Raw genomic sequence first — 20,389 nt, 5'->3', positions numbered from 1 at the left:
CGGTCGCGCCCGAGAGGGCGCGGTCGGGCAGGGCCCGGGTGGGGCGCCGCTGGAGCGGTGCCCTGATGGCCGCCCCGGCACTGGTGATCTTCGGCCTCTTCGGTCTCGTCCCGCTGGTCGGCGTGCTGGGTCTGAGCCTCGCCGACTGGGACGGGCTGGGTTCGATCGGCTGGGCCGGCGGAGCCAACTGGAGTGCCGTGCTCACCGACGGCGCCACCTGGCAGGCGGTGTGGCTCACCGTCAAGGTGATGGTGATCAGCTGGCTGGTCCAGACGCCCGTCGCGCTGGCGCTCGGTGTCTTCCAGGCGCCGCCGGGCCGGCTGCGGTCGCTGTTCGCCGTGCTGTGGTTCCTGCCGTTGCTGCTGTCCGCCGTGGCGATCGGCCTGACCTGGCAGGCGCTGCTCGACCCGACCTTCGGCATCGGCGCCACCCCCGGACTGCACTGGCTGGCCGAGCCGTTCCTCGGCTCGCCCGACCTCGCCCTGTACACGGTGATCTTCGTGATCGCCTGGCAGTTCGTGCCGTTCCACGCGCTGCTCTACCAGGCCGGGCTGCGCCAGATCCCCGTCTCGCTGTACGAGGCCGCGGCCATCGACGGGGCCGGGCCCCGGGTCCGCTTCCTGCGCATCACACTGCCGCAGCTGAAGTACACCTTCGTCACCTCCAGCACGCTCATGCTCGTCGGCTCCCTGACCTACTTCGACCTGATCTTCGTGCTGTCCGGCGGCACGGGCGGCCCCGGCACCGCCACCCGGGTGCTGCCGCTGGCCATGTACATCACCGGCTTCCAGGCGCACGACATGGGCCGGGCCAGCGCCGTCGCCACGCTTCTGGTGGTGACGGGTCTGGGGCTCTCGCTGCTCACCACCCGCCTGTCGGGCTTCACGAAGATGGACAGTCAGCAGGAGGGCATGTGAGCACCACCGTGACCAAGACCCGTGCGCGCGTCGGCCGCGACGCCGCCGTCCGACGCCCGGCGGCGCCACCGCCGGTGACCGCCCGGCCGCGCTCGCCCGTCGCCGTCGTGCGTCGCCTGGTGAGCGGCGGTGCCACGCTCCTGTGGACCGCGCTGGTCGTCGTACCGATCTACTGGCTGGTCGTGACCAGCCTGCGCGGCCGTACGGACTTCACCTCCGCGAGTCCGCTGGCGCCGCCCGGGCAGCCGACGCTGGCGAACTACCGGTCCGTGCTGGCCGGCGACTTCACGACCTATCTGCTCAACAGCGTCGTCGTGACCGTGGCCACGGTCGCGCTCACCGTCGTCGCCGCGCTGATGGCCTCGTTCGCGATCGTCCGGCACGGCGACAGCCGCTGGTCCCGTGTCACCTTCCGGCTGTTCCTGCTCGGCCTGGCCATCCCGCTGCAGGCGGTGATCATCCCCGTGTACCTGCTGATCATCCGTCTGCAGTTGTACGACAGCCTGTTCGCGATCGTGCTGCCCTCGGTGGCGTTCGCGCTGCCGATCACCGTGATGATCATGGTGAGCTTCCTGCGGGACGTACCGCGTTCGCTGTTCGAGGCGATGGTCGTGGACGGGGCGAGCGACTGGCGGATGCTGTGGTCGCTGGCGGCGCCGCTGGCCCGCCCGGCGCTGGTGACGGTCGCCGTGTACGACGGCCTCCAGGTGTGGAACGGGTTCCTCTTCCCGCTGATCCTCACCCAGAGCGGCGACAAGGCGGTGCTTCCGCTGGCGCTGACGCTCTACAAGGGGCAGTTCGGCATCAACATCCCGGCCACGATGGCCGCGGTGGTGCTCTCCACCCTGCCGATGCTGGTGGTCTTCGTACTCGCCCGCCGCCAGCTCGTCGCCGGTCTCACCGCCGGTTTCTCCAAGTAGCCCCCACCACCGGGCAGTTCGCTCCGCACGACGGCCGGGCCCCGCGCCCGGCCCCGTCGGCGTGCCCGCGCAACACCGAGGAGTCGTGAATGACGACCACCATGCCCGACCACAGCGGCCTCCCCCACCGGGAGGACGACCGCCCCTGGACCGACCCCGCCCTGCCCACCGCGGACCGCGTCGAGGCACTGCTCGCCCGGCTCACCCCGGCCGAGAAGGTCGCACAGTTGAGCAGCACCTGGGAGGACATCGAGGCCGACGGTCCCGAAGTGGCCCCGGGCAGCAACCACTTCGGCCGCGTCGGCGACCTCGACGAGACCGCCCGGCACGGCCTGGGCCAGCTCACCCGCCCCTACGGCACCCTGCCCCGGCCCGCGTTGGAGCACGCCCGCCTGCTGGCCGAGCACCAGCGGCAGGTGGTGGCGCAGAGCAGATTCGGCATCCCGGCCATGGCCCACGACGAGTGCCTGACCGGCTTCACCGCCTACGGCGCCACCATCTACCCCACCTCGCTCGGCATGGCGGCCACCTTCGACCCCGCGCTGATCCGCAGGGTGGGCGAGGCCATCGGCTCCGACATGGCCGAGGCGGGCGTGCACCAGGGCCTGTCCCCCGTCGTCGACGTCATCCGCGACTACCGCTGGGGCCGCTGCGAGGAGACCTTCGGCGAAGACCCGTACCTGGTCGGCGAGTTGGCCGAGGCGTATGTCACGGGTCTACAGGGCGCCGGGGTGTATGCCACCCTCAAGCACTTCGCCGGGTACTCCGCGTCGACGGGCGGCCGCAACCACGCGCCCGTCGGGATCGGCCGCCGTGAACTCTTCGACGTCGTCCTGCCGCCCTTCGAGCGGCTCGTCGCCGCGGGCGTGCGGTCGGTGATGAACTCGTACGCCGAGATCGACGGCGAGGCGCCGGCCGCGAGCCACTGGCTGCTGACCGAAGTCCTGCGCGACGCATGGGGTTTCGAGGGAACCGTCGTCTCCGACTACTGGTCCCTGCCCTTCCTGGTCAACGACCACCGGGTCGCCGCCGATCTGGCGGACGCCGGCGCGCTCGCCCTGCGCGCCGGGCTGGACGTCGAACTGCCCGACCAGCGAGGCTTCGGCACCGCGCTCGTGCGCGCGGTGGAACAGGGCCTGGTGGACGAGGAGTCGGTCGACCGGGCAGTGCGGCGAGTGCTGCGACAGAAGGCCGAACTCGGACTGCTCGACGCCGACTGGGACCCGCGCCCGCCTGCTCTGATCGCGGGTGAACTGGACCTCGACAAGCCGACGAGCCGCCAACTCGCGCACGCCGTGGCCCAGTCGAGTGCCGTCCTGCTGTCGAACGACGGGACCCTGCCCCTCCCGGCCACCGGCCGCATCGCGCTGATCGGCCCGTGCGCCGACGACGTACGCACCATGTTCGGCTGCTACAGCTTCCCCAACCATGTCCTCGCCGAACGCGACGACCTCGGCAACGGTGTCGAGGCGGTCTCCCTGCGCCATGCCCTGGCGGCCGAACTGCCCGCTGTGGAGTGGGAGTTCGAGCCGGGCTGTCCGATCCGCGAGACGGACCGTTCCGGGATCGCGGCCGCGGTGGAGGCGGCCGCCGGGGCCGACGTCACCGTGCTGGTCGTCGGTGACAAGGCGGGCATGTTCGGGATCGGCACCTCGGGCGAGGGCTGTGACGTGGAGGATCTACGGCTGCCGGGCGTGCAGGAGGAGCTGGTCGAGGCGGTGTTGGCGACCGGGCGGCCGGTCGTCCTGGTCGTCAGCAGTGGCCGGCCCTACGCGGTGGGCCGGTTCGCGTCCGCCGCGGCGGCCATGGTGCAGGTCTTCCTGCCCGGCGAGGAGGGCGGCCGTGCGGTGGCCCGGCTCCTGTCCGGGAAGGCGAACTTCAGCGGCAAGCTGCCCGTGCAGATCCCGACCGCGCCCGGGGGTCAGCCCTACACCTACCTCCATCCGCCGCTCGGCGACCGGCAGAGCTGGCTGTCCAACCTCGATCCGACCCCGGCGTTCCCCTTCGGGCACGGCCTGTCGTACACGACCTTCGAGATCGACGGGCTCGGCGTGGACCGTGAACCGGTCCCGGTGGACGGCGAGTTCACGGTCGGAGCGCGGGTGTGGAACACGGGGGCGGTCACGGGTGCCGAGACCGTGCAGCTGTACGCGATCGACCCGGTCGCCCAGGTGACCCGGCCGGTGCGGTCCCTGCTCGGCTTCGCCAAGGTGGCCCTCGAACCCGGTGAGCGGGCGACGGTCCGCTTCCACGTGCACACCGACCGGCTGGCGTTCACCGGTCTGGCGGGGCGGCGGATCGTCGAGCCCGGCGAGATCCTGCTCCAGGTCGGCTCCTCCAGTCTGGACACGCCGGTGCGGGAGACGGTCCGACTCGTCGGCGAGGAGCGGGACGCGACGGTGCTGCGGCGGCACGCGGTGCCGGTGAGTGTCGAGCGGGAGTAGGCGACAGGGACACCCATGAAGAGCGGCGCCACCGTGTCCGACGGTGGCGCCGCTTCTGTCGGTGGCGCCGCTTCCGCTCTCGGGCTAGCTGCGGGTCCACTGCTGGTTCGCGGCACCAAGACCGGTCCACAGCGCGACCTTCGAGCCGTTGGCCGTCCCCCAGTTGGTGACGTCGATGACCAGGCCGTTGGAGCGGTTGACGATGGTGCCGTCCACGCGGAACGCCCACTTCTGGCTGGACCTGCCGTTGCAGGCCCAGAGGATGAGCGTGGTGCCGGCGGTGGTGCCGTCACCGTTCGCGGCCAGGCAGTTGCCGTTGACGCGGAGTTCACCGGCCGTGGTCTGCGTGATGGTCTGGTTGGCGTTGCCGGAGCAGTCGTAGATCTGGACCTGGACGCCCGTCGCGCCGTTCGGGACGTCGAGGCAGCGGCCGGAGTTGGCGCCCTTGAGGGTGAAGGTCGAGGCGGTGGGGAGCGGGTCCTGGACCAACTGCCAGTCCTGGGAGCCGTCGGTCGTCGCCGCCGCCACGGTGACCGAGCCGCCGGACGTCGAACCGGTCATGTAGAGGCCGGTGTTGAGGACCGAGCGGAGCTTGTAGTAGCCGCTCGTGGACGACGCGACCTGGGTCCACTGCTTGTCGGTGGCTCCGTCGTCGACCCACTGGGCGAGCTTCTGCCCGGCCGTCGCGGTGCCGGTCCAGATGGCGACCGAGCGGCCCCCCGCCTTGTTGAGCAGGGTGACGTTGCCGCCCTTGGCGGTCAGGTGCCAACGCTGGGTGGTGGCCGCGGAGTCGGCGGCCAGGACGAGGTCAGGGGTGTTCCCGGTGAGGTTCGCGTCCTGGGTCCTGCCGGAGGCGGTGCTGAGGACCTGGCCGGTGAGCCGGTTGACCAGGCGGTAGTAGGCGCCGTCGGAGCGGCCGAGGTCGACCTCGGCGTACTTCACCGGTCCGACGCTGCTGCCGCTCCAGGACGCCTGGAGGACGAGGACGCGGCCGGTGCCGTCGACGTACTGGAGCATGCGGCTGTACCCGGCGGCGATCGACGTCTTGTACTCCTTCCACGTGCCGGTGGACAGCCCGGACTCGTTCACCCAGACGTCGCCGCTGCCGGAGGCGTTGTAGACGATCCGTCCGTCCGGCATCGGGAGCAGGACCGGGCTGCCGCCGGTGGAGAGGGCGGCCCCGCCCGAGGGCACGGGCAGCGAGGTGATCGCGGCGTCGGTGGCGGCGAAGAACTTCGTCGGGTCGTCCGAGATCCGGTAGCGGATGTTCGTACCGCCGCCCCAGTACTCGTACGTCAGCAGCCACTTGCCGTCGGTGGTCGGGGCGATGGTCGTCATGCCCGGACGGCCGCCGCCGATCTCGGTCTTGCCGCCGCCCATGCTCACCGTGTTGCCGGGGACGTCAACCACCGGGGAACTCCAGGCGGTTGAGCCGGAACCGTTCCAGGTGCGGTGGAGGAGGACCTGGCCGCCGGAGTCGGTCGCGGTGTCGTTGGCCGGGTCGAGGGTCGGGGCGCCGGTGGTGGTGTTGTAGCCGGTGTAGTCGTCCTCGTCGGAGTAGTAGGCGATGAGCTGTCCGTTGTGGGCGAGCAGGTGCGGTTCCCAGATGGGGTCGACCTGGGCGTAGGTGTTGGCGGTCGAGACCCGGCCGATGCTGCCCGCGCTGCCGCCCTGCCAGCCGCCGGCGGCGATGATGTTCTGGAAGTTCCAGCTAACCCCGTCATCCACACTCGAATACAGGGCCAGCGCTATGTCTTTGCGGTCGCCGTCGCCGGTCGGTGTCCAGCTGGAGTTGGCGGCCTTCTGTTCCTGGTAGTAGTAGTCGTCGCCCGAGACGATGCTCGCGAGCAGCAGGGTGCCGGCGCTGAGGTTTCCGACGTTCTGCGGGAGCACGTAGAGATACGGGTTGGTCCAGTTGCTCGTGTACTTCGCGTACTGCGAGTCGCCGGAGAGATAGGCCGGGGCCTTGACGTCGCTCAGCTTGGACCAGGTCGTGCCGTCGTCGTCGCTCTTGTAGATGGGCAGTGTCTGGCCGACCGGGGCGGTCTGGCTGTTCTCGAAGGTGGCGACGATCCGGCCGTCCGCCAATTGGGCCGACTTCGGGTACAGAACGCACGGATTCTTGTTGCACGCGGCGGGGTTGGTCGCCGTATACAGATTCGCCGGGCTCGGCTGATAGGCGGTCGCGTTTCCCGCCGAGCCGATGGCGAGGGCCACACCGATACCGGCGGCGGTCACGGCGGCGAGCACCTTGCGCGCCAACGGTCTTGTCAATCCTCTGGACATCGGCATTCCTTTCGCCCGAGGCGACTCGGGGGGAATCGCGCACCACTCAGCGCTGAAAAGGGAATGAGGGTGCGGAGCAGGAAGCCAGTATTCGTACGCCTGACGGTGATGTCACCGGAGCATTGCGAAAGTGTTTCGCCAGGTGGTGAGTTACGCGGTATTGACGGCGCGCGGGGCGGACGTCGAGGTGCGCAGCACCAGTTCCGTCGCCAACTCGATGCGCGGCGACGCGGGTGGGCGGCCCTCGGCGAACTGCATGAGCACCCGGGTCGCCTCGTGCCCCAACTCCTCGAAGGGCTGGCGCACCGCGCTCAGCGGCGGCGAGGCCATGGCCGCGACCAGGGTGTCGTCGAAGGACATGACCGACAGGTCCGCCGGCACGGCGAGCCCCTGCTGGCGTGCGGCCTCCAGGACGCCGAGCGCCTGGGCGTCGCTCGCCGCGAACACGGCCGTCGGCGGATCGTCGGTCCGGAGGATCTGGAGCCCGGCGACGAGCGCCTCGGCGTAGTCGAAGTCGGTGGAGCGGACGATCCCGGGGTCGTAGGCGATCCCGGCTTCCTCCAGCGCGGCCCGGTAGCCGTGCACGCGGGCCGCGCCGGCCAGGGAGTGCGAGCGGCCCGCGACCATGCCGATGCGGGTGTGCCCGAGCTCCAGCAGATGCTGGACGGCCTCGCGGGCGCCGCTCCAGTTCGTCACGCCGATGCTGGGGATGTCGCCGGACGGCGCGCTGAGCGGATCGATCAGTACGACGGGCAGTTGCTGGTCGACGATGCGGCGCTGGTCCTCGTCGGCGAGCATCGAGATCACGATGATGAGCCCGGCCGCGCCCAGCGCCACGCACTCCTCCAGCCACTGGGAGATGGAGCGCCGGCTGGTCGTCCCGGTCACCACGTCGATGCCGAGTTCGCCGGCCGCGTCCACGATGCCGCGGACGACCTCCAGGGTGTACGGGCCGGAGAGGTCGCGGAACACGGCGATGATCTGCCGCGGCCCGTCGGTCTCCCGTTCCCAGGGGCGGACGTATCCGGACCGCGCGAGCAGCTCCTCGACCCGGGCCCGTGTGGCCGCCCCGACGTCACGGCGCCGGTGGACGACCTTCGACACGGTGCTCAGCGACACGCCCGCCTCGGTGGCGATGCTCGTCAGCAGGCCGTACTGGGCATCGAGGTGTGTCTTGCCCTGAGTGGTCACCCGATGCCTGCCCCACCTGCGACTCGCCGACGTCGATGCGCTGCGGGCACGGCGCCCGGGGTCCGGTCGCGGACCTCTCCTGCGGCAGCGCTCCTGATCATCCAGCGCGTCCACGAGCGCTGGCAAGACATCGGACACGCACCCGTGCGGGAGAGGGGCGACCGGGACCGACGGCGTCACGGGGTCAGTACGATCTTGCCGGCGACGGTCCCGGACTCGGCGAGCCGCATGGCCTCGGCGGTGCGGGCGAGCGGGAGTTCGGCGGCGATGCGGGCGGTGACCTCGCCGCGCTCCAGGGCCGCGAAGACCTGGGTGAGGTCGGCGCGCAGCCGGTTCCGGAACGCGTTCCTGCCCAGGGCCCGGCCCGCCCAGACGTTGTAGAAGTAGGCGTGCCGGCCGTTGGGCAGCGCGTTCCACAGCCAGACGCGGCCGAGCAGCTTGAACACGGGCCACTGCTTGGAGCCCTGGTCGTCCCTGGTGGCGGCGCTGCCGTAGGAGACGAGCGTGCCGCCGGGGGCGAGCAGACGCCAGGAGTCGACGATGCCGTGGCCGCCGACGTGGTCGAAGACGGCGGCCACTCCGTAGGGGGCGAGGGCGCGGATGTGCGCGGCGACGTCACCGGCGCGGTAGTCGACCGGGACCACTCCCTGCTCGCGCAGGGCGTCGTGGTGGCGTACGGACGCGGTGCCGATGACCTTCACGCCGGCGGCGCGGGCGAGTTGGACCAGGACGGAGCCGACGCCGCCGTTGGCGCCGAGCACCACGACGGTCTGGCCCGCACGCACGCGTGCCTTGCGGTGGAGCATCTGCCAGGCGGTGATGCCGTTCAGGACCACGGTCTCGGCCTCCGCCGCGCCGATCCCGGCGGGGACCTCCACGGTGTCCGCCGCGTCGACGACCACGTGGCTGGCCCAGCCGCCGACCTTGAGGAGCGCGGCCACCCGGGTGCCGATCAGCTCGGGTCCGACGCCCTCGCCGGCCGCGATCACCGTGCCCACGAGGTCGTAGCCGGGGACGAAGGGGAAGGCGGGCTGGTCGTAGTACCGGCCGCGGCGCATCTGCTGCTCGGCGAAGGAGACGCCGGTCGCCTGCATGCGGATCACGACCTGCCCCGGTCCCGCGGTAGGGACGGTTCCGCCGGAGCGGATCTCCAGCCCCTCCGGCTCCACCTTGCCCGGCAGGACGACCTCGACGAGTCCTTCGCGTCCTTCGGTGTTCATGATGACCTCCATGTCGCTAGCGCCTGTCGCTTGAGTTAGAAGCTATAACGATCGCAAGGAAGAGTCAATAGCCAACGTGATAGCCTCTAACTAAATCGCACAGGGTGCCCTCAGGGGCATGGACGGAGGCGGCCGTGGCGAGCACGAGGACGGAGACCCCGCGCGAGCGCTATCGCGCCCAGATCCGGGCGGAGGTCAAGGACCACGCCTGGGAGCAGAACGCCACGGCGGGCGCCTCCGGCCTGTCGCTCAACGCGATCGCCAAGCGGATGGGGATGAGCGGACCGGCGCTCTACCGGTACTTCGCCAACCGCGACGAGCTGATCACCGAGCTGATCAAGGACGCGTACCGCAGCCTCGCCGACACCCTGCACACGTCCGCCGATTCCGGCGCCGACCTGACCGGACTGGCCCACGCCATGCGCGGTTGGGCCCTGGCGGACCCGCATCGGTACTTCCTGCTCTACGGCACACCGATCCCGGGCTACCACGCCCCCGACGCCACCACTGCGATCAGCGCGGAGATCATGACGGTCCTGCTCGACGCGTGCGCCGAGATCCCCGTACCGCCGGCGTCCGAGCACCCCGGAACGCCGTTCGCCGAGCACCTGCGGGACCACCGGCACTGGGCCCGGGGCCACTCGGCCCCGCCCGAGACGCTGCACCGGGCGCTGACCGTCTGGACCCGGTTGCACGGGCTCCTCTCGCTCGAACTCGCCGGCCATTTCAACGGGATGGGGTTCGACCCGGAGCTGCTGTTCGCGAGCGAACTGGAGGCACTGACCGCGCCCTGAGCACCACCGAGCCCCGCCACCCCCTCCCCTTCATCGCGCCACCTTCCCTGCGTCACGACCGACGAGGTAGGCAGGCTGCCTGCTATAGTTTGTCAGGCAGCCTGCGTAATTCTGTCGACCGCTCCCGCGACTGCCACCGGACAGCGCGAGCGGGAAGAGAGGAGCAGCGCCTTGGGAGTCACCGAAAAGGCACCCTCCGTACGACAGGAGGGGACTCCGTCGGAGAGGGCCTTCGGGCCGACGTTCGTGACCCCGCTCTACATGGGCGCCGTGCTCAACCCGATCAACAGCTCGGTGATCGCGCCCGCCCTGGTGGCCATCGCGGCCGCGATGCACACGTCCGTCGGCGGCACGGCGATCCTGATCTCCAGCCTCTATCTGACGAGCGCGATAGCGCAGCCCGCGGCCGGGCGGCTGGCCGAGGAGTTCGGGCCCCGGCGGGTCTTCTTCGTCGGCATCTTCCTCGTCCTCGCGGGAGGCGTTCTCGGCGCGGCCGCCCGTGACATGTCGGTCCTGGTCACGGCCCGCGTCCTCATCGGCGCGGGCACCTCCGCCGGATATCCGTCCGCGATGCTGCTGATCCGCCGCCGGGCCCAGGCGACGGGGTTGCAGGAGCCACCCGGCAGTGTCCTGGGCGGCCTGGCCATCGCCGGCGCGGCCACCCTCGCCATCGGCCCCGCGATCGGCGGACTGCTCGTCGGCTGGCTGGGCTGGCAGACGGCCTTCTGGGTCAACGTCCCCTTCGCGGTCGCGGCCTTCGTGATGGCGGCGGTCTGGATCCCGAAGGACCCCGACCGCGTGCGCGGCCGTTCACCGCGCGCCCTCGCCTCCCGCATCGATCTGCCGGGCATCGTGGCCTTCGGCGGGACGCTCACCGCGTTGCTGGTGTTCCTGTCCTCGCTGCCGGACCCCGACTGGCCGGCCCTGGGCGTCTCCGTCGTGATCGCCGCCGCCCTCGTCGCCTGGGAACTGCGCGCCGCCAACCCCTTCCTGGACGTCCGGCTGCTCGCCTCGAACCTCGCGCTCACCCGCACCTATCTGCGCAACGGCCTTACGCTCCTGGGCACTTACGTGATCCTCTACGGGCTCACCCAGTGGCTCGAAGCCGCCCGCGGACTCTCCGCCTACCAGGCGGGGCTGATTCTCATCCCCATGGGCGCCCTGTCGGCGGTCTCCGCCCGGGTCGCCTCGCGCCGCACCGGTGTCCGGGCACCGCTGATCGCGTCGGCGCTGCTCCTGCTCGCGGGAGCCGTCGCCACCCTGTTCCTGGACAGCGGCTCGCCGGTGATCGCGGTGATCGCGATCACGGCCCTGTTCGGGCTCACCTCCGGGGCCAGCACCGTGGCCAACCAGGCGGTCCTGTACAAGGAAGCGCCCGCCAGGAGCGTAGGCACCGCGTCGGGACTGCTGCGCACCTTCGGCTACATCGGCTCCATCGCGTCGGCGGCCATCACCGGCACCGCCTTCCGCACCCACGTCGACGACACCGGCCTCCGGCACATCTCCTGGGCGCTGGTCGGCATCGCCGTCGTCGTCCTCGCCATGACGGTCCTCGACCGGCACCTGAGGACCACCGACCGCCGGTCCGCCCACTGACGCCCCCCCCGATCTCCGGATCCCTCCAACTCCCCTATACGAACGGACAGTTCAGGCAATGACCACCGTCGCCCCGCACCTCGACCCCGCCCGTACCGCCCTGCTCCTCATGGACTTCCAGCCGGCCATCCTGGCCGCGGTCCCCGACGGGGAGCAGGCCCTCTCCCGCGCCCACGCGGCCCTGTCGTGGGCCCGGTCGAACGACGTCCAAGTCGCCCATGTCCGGGTCGCCTTCACCGACCAGGACTTCGCCCTTGTCCCGGCGCGCAACAAGTCCTTCACCGCCGTCGCCCAGATCGACTTCCTCGCCGACGGCAGCCCCGAGGCCGCGCTGCACGACTCGTTCGACGTGCGCGAGCAGGACATCACCGTGCGCAAGATACGTATCAGCGCCTTCGCCGGCACCCCCGACCTGCGGGCCACCCTGCGCGAGCGGGGCATCGACACGCTCGTCCTGGCCGGACTGTCCACCGGCGGAGTGGTGTTGACGACCCTTCGGCAGGCCGCGGACGACGACTTCCAGCTCTACGTCCTCAAGGACGCGACCGGCGACCCCGACCCCGAGGTCCACCGCGTCCTGACCGACAAGGTCTTCCCGAACCAGGCGTACGTCATCGACACCGAGGAACTCGGGGCGCTGACCAAGGCGGTGTGATCCCACCGTTCCCCCGCGACCGTCAACTCCCGCTGTCCGCGATCCGGTTCATGATGGCCGCGGCCTTCAGCAGGGTCTCGCGCTCGTCCGCCCGCAGGTGCGCCTCGATGGCTCCACCGAGCCAACTCACCCGGGCGGCCGGGATCGTGGCGATCAGCGCCCGTCCCTCGGGGGTCGCCTCGATGAGCGTCTTGCGGCCGTCGCCGGGGTCCTTGGCCGTGGTGATCAGGCCGCCGGTACGCAGTGCGGCGAGTGTCTCGGCCATCGACTGCCGGCGAACGTGCTCGGCCTGCGCCAGTTCGCTGGCCGTGACCGAGCCGTCCTCGACGATGCGGGCCAGCGTGGTCAGTTGCGACCAGGTCCACTGCATGTCGTCCGGCGCCGACTCGGTGCGCAACCGCGCACGCAGCCGGGTCATCGCCTTCATCAGCTCGGCGGCGGCCTCGGCCTCGGGCTTCGGATCACTGGTCATGCGCCGATTTTATCCAGTACGCAGGCCACCTGCCTTGCCGCCCACTTCGAGGAGGCTGCCACCCCCAGAGACAGCCGCTCGCCTTGAGGAGATATTTGCGTCGTCAAGCGGTCCGGTCGAGGAGCCAGCCTCGTCGAGCAGGAACGTCGCGTCATCAGTCGTCCGACTGCACAGCAGGCCACATCACGCATCCGCGTCCGCGCTTGCGCTGGCGCCGGCCCTACGGTCGATCGGACGCGTCCTCCGCATCGACGTCGACCGTCCACCAGGCGGGAGCGCATGCCACGGACGCCTCGACCAGGTCCTCCTTGGTGACCGCCGGGTCGTCGAGCCACGCCCTGATGGCGCCGGCGAAGCCGTGGGCCATGAACTGCGCGATGACCTGGCGGTTGGCCTCGGGCAGCCCCGGGTGGGGGCCCCGGGCCATGAACGCCAGCGCATAGTCGCTGAAGTGGCGCACGAGTGCCTCGTACACCCCGCTGTCCGCCGGGTCGGCGAGGGTGTGCCGGTACACCTCGGCGAAGCGCTCGACGTGATCGGCCACCTCGGTGACGGCCATGCGCAACAACTCGCGGGCCGCGTACACGCCTTGGGCCCGCCACTCGTCCTCCAGCCGGTGCCCGCGCTCCAGGTCGGCCTGGAGCACCTGGATGAGCAGGTCCAGCGGGGAGCCGTAGCGGTTGTAGAACGTCGCACGGGTGACCCCGGCACGGCCGGCCAGCTCGGCGACGGAGATCCGCGAGACGGGCCGCCGCGCGGCGAGGTCGACGATGGCCTCCTCGAAGGCCTGGGTCGTGCGGGTGATGCGGGGATCGATCCGCTCGTTCAGCGCTCTGCCCTCCTCGGGGTCACGTTGCAGCCTGCCATGCGGAGTGATTTTATACATGTGTCAAATAGTGCGGCGAAAGGAACCGTCATGGCCTCGCACACCGCGGTCTCACCCCAGGAAGCCGCCGACCGGTTGGCCATCCGTGAGCTGGTGGACGCCTACGCGCACTGCGCGGACCGGCGGGACGCCAAGGGGCAGATGGCCCTGTTCACCGAGGACACCCGCTTCCTGGTGTTCATGGACGCCAAGGCGGCGGAGCCGACGCAGGAGTTGCACGGCCGCGAGTCCCTCGCCCCGGTGTTCGACAACCTCAACGTCTACCGGGCGACCACGCACTTCAACGGCCAGAGCACGATCACCCTCGACGGCAGCCGGGCCACGGGCGAGAGCTACTGCCTGGCCCACCACGTCTCGGTCGACGAGTCCGGGCACCGCACCCTGATGATCGCGTCGATCCGCTACCTCGACGAGTTCACCAAACAGGACGGCGACTGGTACTTCGCCGAGCGCCGCCTGATGGTCGACTGGACCGAGACGCGCCCGTCCACGCCCTGAGAGGTTCCCGGGCCAGGACTCAGCCGAGTTCCTCGACCAGCGCCTCGAACTGCCTCACCATGGCCGGCAGCGAGCGGCCGTCGATATGGTCCATGACCCGCTTGCGGGCGCTCGCCAGATGGACCGGATAGGCCGCCTCCAGCCGCTTCATCCCTTCCGGGGTGATGGTCGTGACATTCCCGCGCGCGTCCCCCTCGAAGCGCCGCTTGACGACCTGGCCGCGGCTCTGCAGCGCGTCCACGACACGGGTGATGCGGCTCGCCGACAGCGCGGTCGCCGAGGCGAGATCCGTCATGCGGAGCGACTGGTTCTCGGCCTCGGAGAGGTTCATCAGTACGACGTACTCGGTGAGCGTCAGTCCGGTCGACCGCAGCAGATCGTCGTCCAGCGAGCGGGGCAGCGCGACGATGACGCGCATCAGCGCCCGCCAGAAGCGCTCTTCCTGGGCGGCGAGGGGATCTTCGGCGGTCATCTCCGCAGGTTAGCGTGCTCAAGCAAAGAACCTCAAGGTGCGGCCGTCCGCGAAAGCCCTGGCAGCGAGCCTCCTCGCCGTGAACAACCTCCTGGCCGTGGGCCGATGCGATGTATCGGCCCACGGCTCCGGTGTGCAAAGGGTCAGTTGCTCGCGTTCAGGAACCGGTCCGCCCAGTAGGCGGTGCGGTCCAGGTAGGCCGTCTCGGCCGCCGGTCCGGTCAGTCCGTACGCTCCGTCGTACGTCTGGTAGTTGTGGCCGGCGGGCGGAGTGCCGTCGGCCGGTTCGATCGAACTGCCTTCGTGCCATTCGTTGAAGGACGTCACCGACACCCAGGTCGGCGGGCCGCCGGTCTCGGGTGCGAGGGCGTTGCCCCACTGCCGGTCGTAGGCCGCGCCGGCGGCGCGGTTCACGGTGGGGGTCGTGTTGCCTGGTACGGCTCGGTCGTCGATGTACCCGGGTGCGACCGACGGGGACCAGATGAGGTTGTTGGCGCGGGCGTAGTCCCCGGCCTGCTTCCAGCCCGGGGCGCTGGCACCGGCGATGCCGTCGTAGGTGTACAGCCCGGAGAAGTGCTGGATCTTGCTGGTGTCGGTGGTCTGGGCGAGCACGATGCTGTTGCCGGTGACCTGGTCGAGCGCCGTCCAGTCGGTGACATCGAGGCTGCTGAAGACGTAGAAGGCGCCCTTGTTGCCGTGGTCCGCGGAACGGTAGAAGGCGGGGTGGCCGCCGTACGTGGTGTTGATGTACCGGATGTCGTCGGCGGTCGAGGCACCGGTGCGGCCGGCGTACGGCTCCAGATGCCAGGCCACCTTGATGCCCTCCTTCTGTGCCGCGTCGAGGACACCCCGGGCGATCCGGTCCTCGTAACTGCCCTGGCCCCACCAGCTGTAGACCAGGACACCGGCGCCGGAGCGGGCGATCCACTTCATGTGCTGCGCCACTGCACCTGCGTAGTCGGCGGAGTCGTACGGGCCGAGCGCCGGGTACAGGTCGGCGCCGATGTCGTCCGGCGGGGTGTGGCCGCCCTGCTGCCAGTGCCGCCAGTCCCCGTTCACCACCGGGCTGCCGTACCAGGGGTAGTAGAAGAGATGCACGTTCTGGTTGAGCGCCTTGGTGACCGGGGTGCCTCCCAGGGTGAAGGTGTCGATGTCGAAGAGCGATCCGCTGCCGCCGGTGAATCTCAGGAAGAGGGGGCCCGACGCGGAGGACGTCAGTGTGGTCGAGACGGTGGTGAAGGTGTCCCAACTCCCGGTCACCGGTACCCGAACCGACCCGAGCAGTGTGCCGGTGGCCGAGCCGGAACGGACCTCGACCGTGCCACCGGCGCCCGCCGAGGACACCTTGGCGGTGAAGGTCGAGGCACCGGCGGTGGAGACGCTCGCGTAGCCCGCCCAGTCGCCGTTCTCGATGTAGCCGAGGGTCTGCCCGCCGCTCGCTCCCGCGTGAGCGGCGACCTGGACACCGGAACCGGAAGTGAACGCCTCTCCCTCGACGGTCCGAGTGCCGGACGGCGGCGAGCAGTTGCCCGGTGCCGCGCCCGCCGTGTACCGCACCGCACCGAGCAGCAGACTTCGGAAGGCGGTGTCGCTGTAGGACTCGATGGTGTGGCCGAGTCCCGTGTAGAAGGAGCGGCCGTTGCCCTGCGGGTGGCACCAGGTGATCGGGTGGTCGGCGCCCATCTCGCCGCCGCTGTAGGTGCTTTCGTCGAGGGTCTGCAGGACGTGCACGCCGGACCGGGGATTGGTGCGGTAGTTGTACCACTCGTCGGTGCGCGTCCAGGTCGGGGCGAGATGCGCGGTGGCCGGGTGGGTGCGGTCCTCGTTCTTCACCGTGGCCTGCTGGATGGCGGGATGGCTCTTGAAGTAGGCGCCCACCAGCTGGTTGTAGTAGGGCCAGTCGTACTCGGTGTCGGCCGCCGCGTGCACGCCCAGGTAGCCGCCGCCGTTGTCGACGTAGGACTGAAGGGCGTTCTGCTGGGTGTCGTTGAGGACGTCGCCGGTGGTGCTGAGGAAGACGACCGCCTCGTACGAGGCCAGGTTCGCGGGGGTGAAGGCGCCGGCGTCCTCGGTCGCCGTGACGGAGAAGTTGTTCTGCGTGCCCAGCGTGCGCAGGGCGTCGATGCCGGCGGGGATGGCGTCGTGCCGGAATCCGGCGGTCTTGGAGAAGACCAGGATGTCGAAGGCGGCGTCCGCCTTAGCGGGGCCCGCGTGTGCCGTCACCGCGGGCAGGGACAGGGTGCAGGCCGTGGCCAGGGCGAGAGCCGCCAGCCGCCGGGCGGTGCGCCAGGTGCGTCTGATCATGGTCAACTCCCCTTTCGTGCCGAGGCGGTCAGGGTGAAGGTGTCGATGTCGAAGAGCGATCCGCTGCCGCCGGTGAAGGACAGGAAGAGAGGGCCCGATCCGCCGGCGCCGAGTGAGGTGCTGACGGTGGTGAAGGTCTCCCAGCCGCCGGTCACCGGGACGGTGACCGAGCCGAGCAGGGGTCCGGTCGCCGAGCCGGAGCGGATCTGTACGGTGCCGCCGGCCCCGGCCGAGGAGACCTTGGCGGAGAAGCCGGAGGCTCCGGCGGTGGAGACGCTCGCGTAGCCCGCCCAGTCGCCGTTGTCGATGTAGCCGAGGGTCTGCCCACCGCTGGCCGCTGTGTGTGCGGCGGCCTGGACACCGGAACCCGAGGTGAACGCCTCCGCCTCCCGCGCGGTGCCGGTGGCGGTGGTGCCGAACGTGAACGCGTCGAGGTCGAAGAGGTTGCCCTGGCCGGTCGGTCCGCGGAAGACCAGGAACAGCTCGGTGCTGCCGGCGGGGATGTTGGACAGGGCCGTGGAGACGTCGGTGAAGGTCTCCCAACTGCCGGTCACCGGAACGGTGGTGGTGCCCAGCAGGGTGCCGGTGGCGGAACCCGCGCGGATCTCGATGGTGCCTCCGGCGCCGGCCGAGGAGACGCGGGCGGTGAACCGGTTGGCGCCGGTGAGGGCGTACGGCCTGAAGGAGATCCAGTCGCCGTTGTCGGTGAACCCGACGGTTCGGCCTCCCTCCGCGGGACCGTGTGTCGCGGCCTCGATGCCGGACTGGGCGGTGAAGTGCTCCGCCTGCCGGTGACGGGGTTGCAGCGTGCGCAGGGAGTGCCCGGTGAGACCGCCGTTGTCGGTGTACTCGGCGTCGAACACGCCGTAGAGGTTGGCGGCGCTGTCGTGCTCGCCGTCCTGGGGGATGTTGAGGGTGCCGGAGCAGCCGTTCGCGGAGGTGATGGAGTGGGTGTGGCTGTCGTGGCCCAGGAGGTAGGTGACCTTGACCTTGGCGCAGTCGATGCTGCCGTCCTCGGGGTCGGTGGCCTGGACGCGGAAGGGCACGCTGTCGCCGAAGGAGAACAACTGCCCGTCGGCGGGGGTCTGTAGCGTGACGGTCGGGGCGGTGTTGCCGGCGGTGATGACGAGACTGGCCGTGCCGGCGAGGCCTTCGGGGTCCTTCACCGTGAGGGTGGGACGGAAGGTTCCGCCGGTGGTGTAGGTGTGGCTCGGACTGGCCTGGCTGGAGGTGGCTCCGTCACCGAAGTCCCACGAGTAGGTGAGGGGTCTGCCCTCGGGGTCGCTGCTGCCCTGGGAGGAGAACTGCACCGTCAGCGGCAGGGCTCCGGAGGTCTTGTCCGCGGCCGCCTTGGCCACCGGATTGCGGTTGCTGCCTCCGATGTACTCGATCCGGTACAGGGCCTGGTTGTTGTTGCCGGTTCCGTAGTCCAGGACGTACAGCGCGCCGTCGGGTCCGAAGTCCGTGTCGATCACCTGGGTGCCGTTCCAGGGGAAGTCCTCGATGGTCCCGTACGTGCCGTCGCTCTTGACCTCGATCGACTTGATCCACTGCCGTCCGTACTCGGCGGCGAGGTAGCGACCGTCCAGGGACTGGGGGAACTTGACGGAGGAGTTGAGGTTCGGGTCGTACCGGTAGACCTCGCCGCCCATCGGGGACTCCGAGCCGCCGCCGAACTCGGGCGGTGATCCGTCCCCGCCGTATCTGATCCAACTCGCCTTGGCGGGTGGCAGTTTCGACTGTCCGGTGTTGCGGGCGGAGTTGTTCGTCGGGCCGCCCGCGCAGTCGTACTTGGCGGCGGAGGGTCCGCTCGGGAACGTGTACTCGTTGTACGTCTCTGCGGTGGTGTTGGTGCCCGTGCAGTAGGGCCAGCCGTAGTTGCCCGGCGCGGTGATGCGGTCGAACTCGACCTGGCCGCCGGGACCGCGGTTGGCGTCGGCGCCGCCCGCGTCGGGACCGTAGTCGCCGAGGTAGACGATTCCGGTGGCCCGGTCGACGGACATGCGGAACGGGTTGCGGAAGCCCATGGCGTAGATCTCGGGCCGGGTGCCCGAGGTGCCGGGCGCGAACAGGTTGCCGACCGGGACGGTGTAGCCGCCGGCGGCGGTGGGCTTGATACGGAGGACCTTGCCGCGCAGGTCGTTGGTGTTGCCGGAGCTGCGCTGGGCGTCGAACTGGGGGTTGCGGTCCGCGCGTTCGTCGATGGGCGTGTATCCGGCGGAGTCGAAGGGGTTGGTGTCGTCGCCGGTGGTCAGATAGAGGTTGCCGGCCGCGTCGAAGTCGATGTCCCCGCCGACGTGGCAGCACTGGCCGCGGTCGTTGGCGACCTCCAGCACGACCTTCTCGCTCGCCAGGTCCAGGGTGCCGTCGCTCTTCAGGACGAAGCGCGAGAGGTTCAGGTGTCCTTTCCAGGGCTCGAAGTCCGCGGCGCTTCCGGTGGTCGGAGCGTCTCCTGCCGGAGTGTTGAGTTTCGGCGAGTAGTAGGCGTAGACGTACCGGTTGGTCGTGAAGGCGGGGTCGACGGCGATGCCCTGGAGGCCCTCTTCGTCATGGGTGTAGACGTCGAGTTTGGCGGCCACCTTGGTGTTGCCGACGGCGTCGGTCAGGCGGATCGTGCCGTCCCGCGCGGTGTGCAGGGTCGAACGGTCCGGCAGGACGGCCAGGGACATGGGTTCCCCCAGTTCGGCCGCGCCGCCCGCGAGTTGGACGTGTTGGTAGTCGCCGGGCGGGATGTCCTGGGGCGCGGCGGCCGCACCCGTGAGCGACACCGCGACGACTGCTGGGAGGAGGAGTGCGAGGGCGGTGAGCCATCTGAGCCCCGAGCGGGGGCGCTGAGACATGACAGAGCTTCCTTCCTGACGGTGGGGAGTCAGGCAAGGCGCGCGCCGGCCGCGCTTGCCGCGTGCATCAGCGGTGCTCTGCTGCAGAGTATTTGCGAGATCTGGTTGTCCGATTTCTTGCTTCTGCAGGCGAATTGCATGCTGGCGATCCGTCAGGAGTTTGTCAACTCCCTGGACAAACTTGGCAGTTCAGAGCGTCCGGTCGGGGCCGGTGCGACGGCACCGGGATCGGCGTCGCGGCCGACCTGCTCGTCGCCGCGGGCGGGAAGGTCGTGCTCGGCGAGACCCCCGAGATCTACGGCGCCCACCACCTCCTGCGCGACCGGGCGTCGACCCCCGAGACGGCGGCCCGTATCGACGAACTCATCGTCTGGTGGCAGAAATACACGGCCGGCAACGGCGCGACCCTCGACAACAACCCGTCCCGGGGCAACCGGGCCGGCGGGATCACCACCATCTGGGAGAAATCCCTGGGCGCGGTACTCAAGTCCGGGACCAGCCCCCTCAACGACGTCATCGGCTACGGGGAGCCGGTCACCGCGCCGGGCCTCACCTTCATGGACACGCCCGGCTGCGACCCCGTGTCGGCCACCGGCATGGTCGCCGGCGGCGCCAACCTCCTCGCCTTCACGACCGGACGGGGTTCGCTGTTCGGCTCCCGTCCGGTCCCTTGCCTGAAGATCAGCACCACCACCGGGTTGTACGAGCGGATGCGCGGCGACATCGACTTCGACGCCGGCCCCGCCATGAGCCACACCGTTCAACTCACATACGGCCTCGCCCTGTTCGAGGCTCTCGTGGACCTGGCCTCCGGCGCCGAGAGCAAGTCCGAGGCGCTCGGGTTCGGGGCGGAGGAGATCGTCCCCTGGCGGATGGGGGCGGTCCTTTGACTCCG

16 protein-coding genes are annotated in these 20,389 nt (G+C 70.3%); 8 read left to right on the top strand and 8 right to left on the bottom strand.

Annotation, left to right across the window (positions count from 1 at the left end):
• Positions 1 to 65 precede the first annotated feature (65 nt).
• From ACWD5F_RS35385 to ACWD5F_RS35375, 3 genes are all read left to right on the top strand, one after another.
• Positions 66 to 917, top strand: coding sequence for a carbohydrate ABC transporter permease (locus ACWD5F_RS35385; protein ID WP_451260679.1), 852 nt, complete (start codon positions 66 to 68; stop codon positions 915 to 917).
• Positions 914 to 1,837 carry a carbohydrate ABC transporter permease gene (locus ACWD5F_RS35380; protein WP_451260408.1) on the top strand — a complete coding sequence of 308 codons (924 nt, stop codon included), beginning with the start codon at positions 914 to 916 and terminating at the stop codon, positions 1,835 to 1,837. Before ACWD5F_RS35385 ends, ACWD5F_RS35380 begins: the two co-directional genes overlap by 4 nt.
• 89 nt (positions 1,838 to 1,926) lie before the next feature.
• Entirely contained in the window at positions 1,927 to 4,281 is a 2,355-nt protein-coding gene (locus ACWD5F_RS35375; protein ID WP_451260407.1) for a glycoside hydrolase family 3 N-terminal domain-containing protein, read from the top strand.
• Between the two features lie 84 nt (positions 4,282 to 4,365).
• Here the strand turns inward: ACWD5F_RS35375 and ACWD5F_RS35370 are convergent, their stop codons facing one another.
• The 3 genes from ACWD5F_RS35370 to ACWD5F_RS35360 form a co-directional block, all read right to left on the bottom strand.
• The gene (locus ACWD5F_RS35370; RefSeq protein WP_451260406.1) at positions 4,366 to 6,567 is read right to left on the bottom strand and encodes an RICIN domain-containing protein; all 2,202 of its coding nucleotides are present in this window, start codon (positions 6,565 to 6,567) and stop codon (positions 4,366 to 4,368) included.
• 150 nt (positions 6,568 to 6,717) lie between these two features.
• Positions 6,718 to 7,758 (bottom strand): LacI family DNA-binding transcriptional regulator, encoded by a 1,041-nt coding sequence (locus ACWD5F_RS35365; RefSeq protein ID WP_451260405.1) that lies wholly within the window; start codon positions 7,756 to 7,758, stop codon positions 6,718 to 6,720.
• A gap of 176 nt (positions 7,759 to 7,934) precedes the next feature.
• Complete coding sequence (locus ACWD5F_RS35360; protein WP_451260404.1) at positions 7,935 to 8,990, bottom strand: medium chain dehydrogenase/reductase family protein; 1,056 nt, start codon at positions 8,988 to 8,990, stop codon at positions 7,935 to 7,937.
• A 122-nt stretch (positions 8,991 to 9,112) separates the two neighbouring features.
• On the opposite strand from ACWD5F_RS35360, the gene ACWD5F_RS35355 reads away from it, so the two are divergent.
• The 3 genes from ACWD5F_RS35355 to ACWD5F_RS35345 all read left to right on the top strand — a co-directional run bounded on the left by ACWD5F_RS35355 (position 9,113) and on the right by ACWD5F_RS35345 (position 12,023).
• Positions 9,113 to 9,772, top strand: a complete 660-nt coding sequence (locus tag ACWD5F_RS35355) for a TetR/AcrR family transcriptional regulator (RefSeq protein WP_451260403.1) — start codon at positions 9,113 to 9,115, stop codon at positions 9,770 to 9,772.
• 171 nt (positions 9,773 to 9,943) lie between these two features.
• Entirely contained in the window at positions 9,944 to 11,368 is a 1,425-nt protein-coding gene (locus ACWD5F_RS35350) for an MFS transporter (protein WP_451260402.1), read from the top strand.
• Between the two features lie 58 nt (positions 11,369 to 11,426).
• On the top strand, positions 11,427 to 12,023 hold the full coding sequence (locus ACWD5F_RS35345; RefSeq protein WP_451260401.1) for a cysteine hydrolase family protein: 597 nt from the start codon (positions 11,427 to 11,429) through the stop codon (positions 12,021 to 12,023).
• Between the two features lie 22 nt (positions 12,024 to 12,045).
• Here ACWD5F_RS35345 and ACWD5F_RS35340 read toward each other — a convergent pair whose 3' ends face one another.
• Both ACWD5F_RS35340 and ACWD5F_RS35335 read right to left on the bottom strand, forming a co-directional pair.
• The gene (locus tag ACWD5F_RS35340; protein WP_451260400.1) at positions 12,046 to 12,495 is read right to left on the bottom strand and encodes a MarR family winged helix-turn-helix transcriptional regulator; all 450 of its coding nucleotides are present in this window, start codon (positions 12,493 to 12,495) and stop codon (positions 12,046 to 12,048) included.
• Positions 12,496 to 12,715: 220 nt separating this feature from the next.
• Positions 12,716 to 13,381, bottom strand: a complete 666-nt coding sequence (locus ACWD5F_RS35335) for a TetR/AcrR family transcriptional regulator (RefSeq protein ID WP_451260399.1) — start codon at positions 13,379 to 13,381, stop codon at positions 12,716 to 12,718.
• 30 nt (positions 13,382 to 13,411) lie between these two features.
• On the opposite strand from ACWD5F_RS35335, the gene ACWD5F_RS35330 reads away from it, so the two are divergent.
• Complete coding sequence (locus ACWD5F_RS35330) at positions 13,412 to 13,879, top strand: nuclear transport factor 2 family protein (RefSeq protein WP_451260398.1); 468 nt, start codon at positions 13,412 to 13,414, stop codon at positions 13,877 to 13,879.
• 19 nt (positions 13,880 to 13,898) lie between these two features.
• On the opposite strand, the gene ACWD5F_RS35325 is transcribed toward ACWD5F_RS35330, so the two are convergent.
• The 3 genes from ACWD5F_RS35325 to ACWD5F_RS35315 form a co-directional block, all read right to left on the bottom strand.
• Positions 13,899 to 14,351, bottom strand: coding sequence for a MarR family winged helix-turn-helix transcriptional regulator (locus tag ACWD5F_RS35325; protein WP_451260397.1), 453 nt, complete (start codon positions 14,349 to 14,351; stop codon positions 13,899 to 13,901).
• Positions 14,352 to 14,494: 143 nt separating this feature from the next.
• The gene (locus ACWD5F_RS35320; RefSeq protein WP_451260396.1) at positions 14,495 to 16,654 is read right to left on the bottom strand and encodes a ThuA domain-containing protein; all 2,160 of its coding nucleotides are present in this window, start codon (positions 16,652 to 16,654) and stop codon (positions 14,495 to 14,497) included.
• Between the two features lie 2 nt (positions 16,655 to 16,656).
• The gene (locus ACWD5F_RS35315) at positions 16,657 to 19,494 is read right to left on the bottom strand and encodes a carbohydrate-binding protein (RefSeq protein ID WP_451260395.1); all 2,838 of its coding nucleotides are present in this window, start codon (positions 19,492 to 19,494) and stop codon (positions 16,657 to 16,659) included.
• Between the two features lie 62 nt (positions 19,495 to 19,556).
• Here ACWD5F_RS35315 and ACWD5F_RS35310 point away from each other — a divergent pair, with 62 nt between their 5' ends.
• Entirely contained in the window at positions 19,557 to 20,384 is an 828-nt protein-coding gene (locus ACWD5F_RS35310; RefSeq protein WP_451260394.1) for a hypothetical protein, read from the top strand.
• The last annotated feature ends 5 nt before the right edge of the window (positions 20,385 to 20,389 follow it).

This window comes from Streptomyces sp. NPDC002499, assembly GCF_053595415.1.
Note: the sequence above shows the minus strand (reverse complement) of the source record. Positions and strands in the feature narration are given on the sequence as shown.